This is a genomic window from Chitinimonas sp. BJB300 (genome assembly GCF_002735695.1).
Classification (GTDB): Bacteria; Pseudomonadota; Gammaproteobacteria; order Burkholderiales; family Chitinimonadaceae; genus Chitinimonas.
The window spans coordinates 1-10,023 of record NZ_PDZH01000131.1 but is presented as its reverse complement, the minus strand read 5'-3'; the positions used below and the strand labels follow the sequence as shown (position 1 = coordinate 10,023).

General features: G+C 56.1%; 11 protein-coding genes. 10 read left to right on the top strand and 1 reads right to left on the bottom strand.

Going from position 1 to position 10,023, the window contains the following annotated elements; all coding sequences use genetic code 11:
- Positions 1-881: hypothetical protein (locus tag CSQ89_RS22540; RefSeq protein WP_308418174.1), on the top strand; the 881-nt coding region annotated here is incomplete at its 5' end.
- Positions 882-1,013: 132 nt separating this feature from the next.
- On the opposite strand, the gene CSQ89_RS17610 is transcribed toward CSQ89_RS22540, so the two are convergent.
- On the bottom strand, positions 1,014-2,177 hold the full coding sequence (locus tag CSQ89_RS17610; protein WP_139023113.1) for a type II secretion system protein: 1,164 nt from the start codon (positions 2,175-2,177) through the stop codon (positions 1,014-1,016).
- A 296-nt stretch (positions 2,178-2,473) separates the two neighbouring features.
- Between CSQ89_RS17610 and CSQ89_RS22175 the strand changes: the two genes are divergently transcribed.
- The 9 genes from CSQ89_RS22175 to CSQ89_RS17570 all read left to right on the top strand — a co-directional run.
- Positions 2,474-3,139 (top strand): hypothetical protein, encoded by a 666-nt coding sequence (locus tag CSQ89_RS22175; protein ID WP_139023114.1) that lies wholly within the window; start codon positions 2,474-2,476, stop codon positions 3,137-3,139.
- A gap of 208 nt (positions 3,140-3,347) precedes the next feature.
- Entirely contained in the window at positions 3,348-3,749 is a 402-nt protein-coding gene (locus CSQ89_RS17605; protein ID WP_099407401.1) for a hypothetical protein, read from the top strand.
- Between the two features lie 5 nt (positions 3,750-3,754).
- Positions 3,755-5,905, top strand: a complete 2,151-nt coding sequence (locus CSQ89_RS17600) for a portal protein (RefSeq protein ID WP_099407400.1) — start codon at positions 3,755-3,757, stop codon at positions 5,903-5,905.
- A gap of 3 nt (positions 5,906-5,908) precedes the next feature.
- Complete coding sequence (locus CSQ89_RS17595; protein WP_099407399.1) at positions 5,909-6,880, top strand: hypothetical protein; 972 nt, start codon at positions 5,909-5,911, stop codon at positions 6,878-6,880.
- An 82-nt stretch (positions 6,881-6,962) separates the two neighbouring features.
- A complete protein-coding gene (locus CSQ89_RS17590; RefSeq protein ID WP_099407398.1) occupies positions 6,963-8,066 on the top strand; it encodes a N4-gp56 family major capsid protein in 1,104 nt (367 codons plus the stop codon).
- Between the two features lie 57 nt (positions 8,067-8,123).
- Entirely contained in the window at positions 8,124-8,576 is a 453-nt protein-coding gene (locus CSQ89_RS17585) for a hypothetical protein (protein WP_099407397.1), read from the top strand.
- Positions 8,577-8,589: 13 nt separating this feature from the next.
- On the top strand, positions 8,590-8,976 hold the full coding sequence (locus tag CSQ89_RS17580) for a hypothetical protein (RefSeq protein ID WP_099407396.1): 387 nt from the start codon (positions 8,590-8,592) through the stop codon (positions 8,974-8,976).
- Positions 8,977-8,978: 2 nt separating this feature from the next.
- Positions 8,979-9,632: a phage adaptor protein gene (locus CSQ89_RS17575; RefSeq protein WP_099407395.1), complete on the top strand. Its 654-nt coding sequence runs from the start codon at positions 8,979-8,981 to the stop codon at positions 9,630-9,632.
- Positions 9,629-10,023, top strand: a 395-nt coding sequence (locus CSQ89_RS17570; RefSeq protein WP_143747085.1) for a hypothetical protein, incomplete at its 3' end; no start/stop codon positions are given. The genes CSQ89_RS17575 and CSQ89_RS17570, both read left to right, overlap by 4 nt.

The window sequence follows — 10,023 nt, the reverse complement described above, 5'->3', positions numbered from 1 at the left end:
CAGGTGTGCTTGGGCCCGACCAGCCGCTGATTGAATTCTTCAGCCAACCAAGCGGCCTGTCGCCAGAAGCAGAGAATGTGCAGAACCTGCGTACCGGTTACTACACGTTTTCGTGTGCGGGCAAGCGCGAGGACTGGATCAAGGTTTATGTGCGGGCCGAGTACGGTAGCTTGATGACAGGTAAGCCAGTCTATCCGCAGTTTAATGACCGTCTGCATGTCAGTGACAAGCCATTGAAGGCGAAGCGGGGTGTAGCAATTCGCTTGGGCTGGGACTTTGGCTTAACACCCGCCTGTATCGTCACCCAGCTCACCCCACGCGGGCAACTTCGCATCCTGCGGGAGTTCATTGCCGAACGGATGGGTGTAGAGCAGTTCACCCGCGATGTGGTGAAACCCCAGCTTCGAGCGCTTTACCCGGAGTGGACATTGGAATGGGATGAAGACCAAGCCGAATGGGAGCAAATCACCGGCTGGGGTGACCCGGCAGGCGTGGCCGCATCCGATACTGATGAGAAAACCTGTTTCTCGATCCTGCGAGACGAAGGCTTGGACATCACGCCAACCCGAACCAATGCCCCGATAGCGCGGATTGGTGCCGTGGAAAGCTTTCTGGTGCGTATGGTTGATGGTGAGCCTGCACTGTTGCTCGACCCATCGTGCAAGACACTGCGCAAGGGCTTCAATGGTGGCTACCAGCTACGCAAGATGCAGGTAGCAGGGGAAGAGCGATACACCGAGAAGCCGGACAAGAACCGTTTTTCGCACCCGCACGATGCCTTGCAGTATGTGGCACTGGGTCACAACGGCAATCCTGGTGCAGAGAAGACAGAAAGCGGTAGAGCCAAGTCCCGCAATTCAGGGAGCTATAAGACGGCGTGATAAATGTTGTACGTAGCCTAATTCGTAAACATTGAACACGAATCGCAAAAAGTAAGAAACCACGAACAATGGTAAGCAAAAAGACAAACAGCCCGATTTTCTTACCGTCCTCCTTATAAATGGGGAAAGCATTTAGAACTTTGCCACTAGCCCTGTGTAGGTTGTCGTTGAATAAGGTAGTTGTACATCATCGGCTGTGTTGAATGCGCCATCAGGCCCTGCTGAAACAATAGTAATGACATAGGAACAAGTGCCACTGGAGTTAAGGTCAGTTCTCCCACGTGAAAATCTGTAAGGCAAACTCCATGGGTCAAGTACATCAGCAGCGGTGATACCAAGGTTGGAAGTATCAAATGAACTAATCGTTCGTGCTCCTGTGTCACATGCCGCATTGACAGGAAAGTAATTCACTGTAAATGGCCCAATACCTCCTCGAACCGATTGGAGAGCACCGCCATTAATCTTTGTATCTCGCGCCATTACTGTCACTAAGTTAAAGGCACGTTCGCGTACCGCTTGAGATGCAGGTTTAGCGCCACCGTCTGTAGTTGCCGATAGTGCCAGCGCATCGTCAGCGCTTAACCAAATGACGATATCGTCGAATTGGTTCGTACCACTTTCTGCATAATCTGCTTTAGTCAAAGTAACATTGTTGTTGGTGTTTTCCTGCTCGCGCGCGCCTCCGTTTGCAGCAGGCTTTTGGGCTCCAGCACCGTGGTAGGTGTATGCCCCATATCCATTGATACCATGGGAAATAATTGCGGCTACAACGCCTGTTGCAATATTCGTGACACCATTATTAACAATAATGGGCCCATTAATGCTGCTGCCAGGGCTTAGCCGTTGTGCTGGTGTGAGTAAAGCGGAAGGGTTACGAATTGCGGCACGACTGACGTAGTACGTGTAGTAACCATCGAATCCATCTAATGCTTGCGATTCTGGGATGCCGAGCGTTGCCCAGGGCACAAGACCACGGTAAACAGTATTCCCAGCGATATTTGTAACACCACCAAGGTTACAAGTAACACCAGCGTCTACAGGTGGCTCACGAGATGCGGCACCAAAATTTGCAGCGGTAGATGCGAGGTTTACGGGTGCAGGGCAAGGTAAACGACCATTCGCAGCCGCATAGCGCTGAAGTGCTTGCTTAATGAGTTCTTGGTTACCCTTTGTGGCATCAACCCGACTTTGAAGCAACTGAGCCGTTAAAAAGCCCCATACCATAGGGATAATCAGCCCCACAATCACCATGACCGTAGCTATTTCAGCTAGCGTAAACCCGCGATGCCGCCTCATGTCGCCCCCTGAATTTGTCCGCTCTCAAGATAGCAGTGCAGACTGTGAGTAGCGCATCTCATTTGGTTAGAACTGGTATTTACACCCGCACGATGCATTGCAGTATGTGGCGTTGGGGCACATTGGCAATCCTGGTGTAGAGCGGACGGAGAGTGGGTGTCGGCCAAAATCTCGTAGTTCACTCGGGTACAAAGTGGTCTAGTATTTTTACGATAAGACAATTTGTTAAACGAAAGGATTATTGTTCTCGAAATTCAGGCGCATCAAGCCAGTTTTATTTAATTTGAATTGCCGACATGGGAAAAGCAAGTAGGCTGAAACGAGAACGAAATGCTGCAAAGGTGTATCGTTTTATTAAAGAGGAATCCCATGCTAATGCGTTGGTAAACGGTAACGTTTGGATTAACACACTAGAAAAGTGCCGAGCTTATGAAGACCCATTGCAAGGAGATGAGGAAGAAGCGGTACACCGGTATAACTCAGGTTATATTATGGGCGGAAGTGATGACCCTTCACTTATGGTTGTGGCAGCTCGATGCAGTATTAACATTGGACCTGGTTGCCCCAATATCACTTTGAATAACAATACTAGTGTGCATCGTATACCCGATGCATTCGTTTTATGTGCTACAGAATTTTTCAACCCTAAAGAGTTAAACCAAACATTTGGAATGTACTGCGTTGAAATTTCTAACCCGAATAAGTTTTTTCAATTGCTGACCATGAAATTGAGGGAACTACATCAAATACGGCAGGCTGCTTGGGGTAAGGTGATCTACAGAAAGCGGAATTATTCTGGCCTTGAAGATCCACCTGGTCCGCTCGGATTTGTAAAACCGGCTGATCCATATTCAGTGCAGCGTGAAGTCAGATTTTTATGGACAATTAATAGTGCTCGAGACCTTTTGCCATTCCTTCTAGAAGTGCCTGAAGTGACGTCACTTTGCAGGCGAATTGCTTAGTCGATCTATATGTGAGAGTAGGCCTAGCAAATTGAAACACCGGGGGCGCGCTATAGATTTGCGCCCATGAATGCTCCCGATCCAATCCAAACCGATGGCCCGTCTCGCCACTACGCGCAAGACGCCTACATTTCTTACTTTTTCCCGAAACAAACACCGGTAACGACCCCTACATTGCTGCCATTCCAGACCTTCAGGATGGCCAGACATGCAGGGTAGTACCGACCAAATCCAAGACACCGGCAAGGCCCAGCGGCAATACGGGCTGATTCGCCACTACACCTACCTCAATGGTGATCCCTGCCTCGTTATTCGGCCTGCCGTGCCAAGGCTGGGCGCCACTGCCTTCGCTGTGCGCCAAGACGATATCTGGCGCTGGCGTACCGACGTAGAAGACGTGCGCATGGTGGCCCATGCCGCCATCAAGGCGGCCAACGTCCTACGTCTCGATCCCACCCCGCAGACCTGGACGCAAATCATCACCGTGATTCAGGACGGTCTCGATGAATTGCACACCATGCCGCCTGCCCCCAAGGAGAAACGCCAGGTTGTCGGCGCGCTTGAAGTGATTGCCAATGGGCGGCGTTTCAGCAAGGACATCTACCAGTGACTGACATGGCAGATGACCGTCTGGTCAACGTCAAGGTGCACAAGCGCGTCGACCCGATTGCGGCCGAGGCTGGCCGGTCCTTTCTGGGCCGGGGTGATGACCAGGCACAACCCGACCATGACCCGCTCGATAGCCCACCGATGCAGGCGCTGTTCCGTCGATTGATGGATTTTACCCGGCGCGAAATGGATTTACAGGCCGAGAACCGGGTTCAGATGGCTATCGACCACGACTATTACGACCACATTCAATGGGCGGTTGATGACGCGGTCACGCTTGAGTCGCGGGGGCAATTGCCGGCGGTCTACAACAAGATCGCCACGGCAGTGAATTGGGTGCTGGGTACCGAGCGGCGCACCCGCGTGGACTGGAAGATACTGCCGCGCAACAGTGAGGGTGCCAAAGCGGCTGAACGTAAGACCCAGTACCTCAAATACGTTGCTGACGTGAACAAAGCCGCGTTCGAGCGCTCGCGGGCCTTTGCCGATATGGTCAAGGGCGGCATGGGTTGGCTCGAAGATGGGGCGCAGAACAACGACGACGGCGAAATGCAGTACTCGCGGCATGCCCCCTGGCGCGAAATGCTCCACGACAGTGCTTCACGCCGTGTGGACATGAGTGACTGGCGCTATGTGATCCGGCAGAAGTGGCTGGATACCGATGTCGCCGAACTCATCAATCCGAGCCGGGCCTTCATCGTTCATAAGAGCACCCCTGATGCCGATGCCTTGGGTAGCAGTCTGTGGTTTTCCGATGACTTCCCCGATCAGGACGAGCAAGCGGGGCATTTGGGCGATGGCATCTTTGCCCGCCAGCGCGTGCGTGTTTTCGAGATGTGGTACCGCGTGCCGGCCAGGATCAAGAAGGTGCAGGGTGGCGAGTTTGATGGCCAGGAATACGACCCGACCGATGCAGTGATGCGTGCCGCCGTTGAGGGCGAGCTATGCCATATCGCCGAACAGCAGCAAATGCAGGTCCGCTTGGCGATCTTCACGACAGCGAGCTTGCTGTACGAAGGCCGTAGCCCCTATAGGCACAACCGCTTCCCGTATACCTTGATGGCCGCCTACCAGCGCAATCGCGATGGGGCGTATTACGGCATGGTGCGTGGGATTCGTGACCCACAGGATGCGTTCAACAAGCGCATGTCCAAAGCGTTGTATGTCCTTTCGACCAACAAGGTTGTGATGGAGCGGGGTGCTGTTAAAGACAAGGAACGGTTACGCGAAGAGATTGCCCGGCCAGACGCCATTATCGAGTACGAGGAGGGTAAACATCTTGAACTGAACGTAGACCGTGACCTGGCAGCCGCCCACCTGCAACTGGCCGATGTCGATGCCCGCATGATTCAGGATGTCTCGGGCGTCACCGACGAGAACCTGGGGCGTAAGACCAATGCCACCAGTGGCGTCGCCATTGAGGCAAGGCAGGACCAAGGCAGCATGGCCACGTCGGAGCTATTCGACAACCTGCGTCTGGCCTTCCAATTCCACGGTGAATTGCAACTGAGCCTGATGGAACAGTTTGCCACCGAGCAAAAACAAATCCGCGTCACCAACGCGAAGGGTGGCTTCGAGTTCCAGCCCATCAACGACGGCCTGCCTGAGAACAACCTGGTGCGCACCAAGGCCGATTTCATCGTCAGCGAGCAGGATTACCACGCCACGATCCGGCAAGCGCAGACCCAGATGCTGTTTGAACTGGCTGCCAAGCTGCCGCCCGATGTCGCCATGGGCATGTTGGACCTGATCATTGACCTGATGGATGTGCCCAATAAGGACGAACTGGTGCAGCGCGTGCGCAAGCTCACCGGCCAGCGCGACCCGGATGCTGAGCAAACCCCGGAAGAGATCGCTGAGCAGGAAGCCAAGCAGAAAGAACAGGCAGAGCAAAACGAGCTGGCCAAGCGCAACGCCATTGCCGAGGTGGAACAGAAAGAAGCCTTGGCCGAACAGGCGCGCAATACCGCCCAGCTCCAGCCCGTCATCGATCAACTGGAACACCTCATGAAGCTACAGGGCAAGGAATACGCCCTGGCCGTGGACCAGTTGGAAGCCAAGTTCAACACCCAACTCGACAGCATCAAGGCGGCTGTGCGCGACAACCAGGCGCAGCAACGACTATCCCAATCCAAACCGGCCAGGAGGGCCAAGTAAGCCATGACGATCCATACACACGACGACCACGACGACGGCCTGACCGACGAAGAACGCGCCATTCTGGCGGAAACCGATGAGGAAGACGAAGACAGCCGCACCATTGGCGAAATGATGGATGCCGGGATGGACGATGAAGCGGGTGATGAAGAAGGAGATGCTGAAGAGGACGAGGGTGATCCAGAAGCGGAGGCATCGGATGATTCAGATGGCACGCAGACGGACCCAGCGCCTGTTGAGGCATCGGCAACACCCGAGCCTGTCGCACCCAAAGCCGTCGAAGCACCTGCTTACAAGCCGCAGCCCGTCCAATACGACGTGCCAGCGGTGCCCGAGGATGCCGAACAACAGCTCGCCGACATCCTGGCGCAAAAAAAAGCCCTTAACACCCAGTTGGAGAACTACGAAGTCGATGCGGCCACGTACCAGTCACAGCTTGATGCGCTGAACGACAAGGCGCTGGACCTGCGCTTAGCCATGCGCGATGCCGACAATGCGCGCGCCCTCAATGCACAGAATGCCCAAGCGGCAGAACAAGCGGCGTGGTCCCAAACGTGTGAGGCGTTTCTGACCGCCAACAAGGCGACCTACGCCGATAGCCCGGAAATGACCGCCATCTTGAATCAGGCAGTGATCCAGGTAGCCAACGACCCCGAGAATGCCGGCCTCAATGGCTGGCAAATGCTGGAAAAAGCCCACGCCACGGCGTTGCAGCAGGCCCAGGCGCAATTCAACCGCATGGCCAAGCTGTTCAACCCGGATGCCGTCAAGGAGCAAGCCGTCCCCAGCGTGAAACCGAAGACACCGGCTAAGCGACCTGTCATGCCGCCCACGATAGGCGGCTTGCCCAGTGCCGGCAATATCGATACCGGCGATGAATTCAGTGCCCTGGACAAGCTCGACGGCACGGCCTTGGAAGACGCCATTGGGCGGATGTCCGAGAGCCAGCAAGAGCGTTATTACCGATCCCTATGAGCCTGACACACCGGGGACAAGCCCTACATTACCCCCTCTGTGGCGCAGATGCGCCCATTAACCCTGCAAGGAGCATTGCCGCATGCCACGAACCATCATTGGCTTGAACGACCCCAAGGCCGTCAAGCGTTATTCCGTTGGCCTCGCTGCCGACACCGCCCGTAAGTCCTACTACAGCCGCAAATTCGTCGGTAAGAACCAGGCCAACGGCGCATTGATTTTACGTAAGGACGAGCTGGAATCGGATTCGGGCGACAAGATTACGTTTGACCTGTCGATGCGGCTGCGTGGCGCACCGATACAAGGGGATGATCGAGCCGAAGGCAAGCAGGAAAGCCTGCGTTTCTATACGGATGAGATCAAGATCGATCAACTGCGCAAGCCGGTATCCGCAGGCGGGCGCATGACCCGTAAGCGCACCTTGCACAACCTGCGCCAGGTGGCCAAGGACCGCGCCAGTGACTACTGGTCACAATTACAGGATGAACTGTTTTCCATCTACTTGTCCGGCGCACGCGGCAATAACCCCGATTTTATTTGGGAAACCGATTTCAACGGCTTTGCGAACAATGATGTCGAGGCGCCAGACTCGGACCATATCCTGTACGGCGGCAATGCCACCAACAAGGCCAGCATCGGCAACGATGATGTGATGAACCGCACCTTGATTGAACGTGCTGCCACCCGGGCGGCGACGCTCAATGCCATCAATACCGACAATATCCGCGTCCAGCCGCTCAAGATCGATGGCGAGGACCACTATGTCTGTGTGATGAGCGAATACCAGGCGTACAACCTGCGCACCAGCGCGACCACCAACGACTGGGCGGATGTACAGAAGGCCGCAGCAGCGGCCGAGGGACGCAGTAACCCAATCTTCAAGGGCAATATGGGGATGTTGAACAACGTCATCCTGCACAAGTACGAGGGGGTGATTACCTTTGGTGATTATGGCGCTGATGGCAAGCAACCCGCAGCGCGAGCCTTGTTCCTGGGGGCGGGCGCCGGTCTGGTGGCCTATGGCTCCAGCAGCGGCCGCCGCTTTGACTGGCATGAGGAAACTGTTGACCTGGGTAACGAACCCATCATCGATACCTCCAGCATCTTTGGCGTCAAGAAAGCCCGCTTCCAAGGCCGCGACTTCGCGGTGATTGCCCTCGATACCTACGCCGCCAACCCGAACTAATCACTCATTACCGCCAACCTGGCTCGGTAACGGGCTGGGTGGCTTAGGAGCAATTCCATGCTGTATCAATCTTTGGCCGCACAAGGCCGCGTGCAATACACGACCCCGAGCGATGCCGGCGCGACCTGTGCCCCGTTTGACTATGACCTGAAGGCCGCCTTGGCTGCCGGCGATGTGATCGAGCTGGGCATTCTGCCAGCCGGTGCCCGCATCCTCGATATGACCCTGGTCACGGACAAGCTCGACAGTCATGCCACACCTACCGTGGCGCTGGATGTCGGTCTGATGTCCGGTTCGGTTGGTGATACCGGCAATCGCGCTATCGGCGCGGAATGCTTCGCGGCTGACCCGGTAGGCAAGGCGGGCGGCGCATCCCGCATGTCCCTCAAATCGGGCTTTACCCTCCCCAAAGCACAGGCTGACCGGTCTATCGGCGTCAAGGTCAATGCCATCGCAACCGGCGCACCCACAGGCCGTATCAGCCTGTTGCTTTGGTACACGCTGGCTTAACAGGAAATCCATCATGCAAATCCAATCCCTCATCAAACCGAGCAACGGCAAGGTGCGCAACATTACCGTGCATGGGCAGACTTATGCCTTCACCCGAGATGCCCAAGGGCGTTACACCACGGAAGTAACCGACGACGAGGCCATCGCATGCCTGTTGAAACATGCCGACCTGTACCGGACGGTCGCTGAGCCGGTCATTGAAGCAGAAGCGTTTAAGCGCTTGGCCAAGGTCAATTGGGTAGCCGAACCTGCTGCGGACGTGGCAGAAGCGCCCAAGAAGCCGGCTAAGGTCAATCGGGCAATCGAATCTGCTAAGGACGAAACGGAAGCGTCCAAGAAGCCGGCCATGTCCAACAGTGAGTCAGACGCTTCGGGCGCTGGCAAGCCGGAAGGCCAATAAGCATGCTGACGGCCCTGGCAGTCACCCAGCGCTTTGGCTATGTGGTGCAGGACAGCGAGCATATTCGCTGGACCGAGCCCGAGTTGCTGCGCTGGATCAGCGATGCCCAAATCGCCATTGTGGTACGCCGACCGAGCGCCAACCCGCGCACGGTGGCGCATGCCTTGGTGGCGGGCAGCAAGCAAAGCCTGCCTGCCGGGGCCATCAGCCTGCTCGATGTGATCCGTAATGTGGAAGCCGATGGCATCACGCCAGGCCGCGCCATCCGCATGGTGGATCGGCGCACGCTCGATGAGCAGATGCCGGATTGGCATGCCATGCCAGCGGCAACCCGCATCGTGCATGCCATGTACAACATGGGTGATCCCAAATCGTTCTATGTCTATCCGCCTGCGTTAGCCGGCAGCCGGATCGAACTGACTTATTCCGATACGCCGCCTGACATCGAGCGTTTGTCTGATGCCTTGGTGCTCGACCGCCTCTATCTGACCGCAATTGTCGATTACCTGCTGTATCGCGGTTACGCCAAGGACGCGGCCTATGCCGCCAATGCCGGCTTGGCCGAAGCGTATTTCAACGCCTTCGAAAGCCAGGTTGGCACGCTGAACCAAGTGGAAAGCACCACCACCGTGAATAACAAGCTGAACACCCCATGACACCGCTAGATCGTCTCTTGACCGGCCTGCTGCCCGCCGTGCCGGATTGCCCCGAACCGGTTGCGCTGCACTGGTTGCGCGAGAGTGCCGCCAAGCTCTGTACAGAGTCGGGGATTTGGCGGGCGCCTATCGTGATGCCCGTGACGGCTGGCCAAGTGGCTACGCCGATTCCGCTGCCTGCTGGCGCGGCGTTGGTGGGTATCCAGTCGGCCAGATTCAATGGCTACCCGCTGATCTCTAAATGCGATGCCGCCATGGATGCTGAGCATCCCGACTGGCTCGACGGGATTGAGGGGGCACCGTTCTGTTACGCAGAAGGGGCAGCGAATGCCTTGACGCCTTATCCCACAGCAACGGGCTCCCTAGCCCTTCGCGTTACCTTGAAACCCGC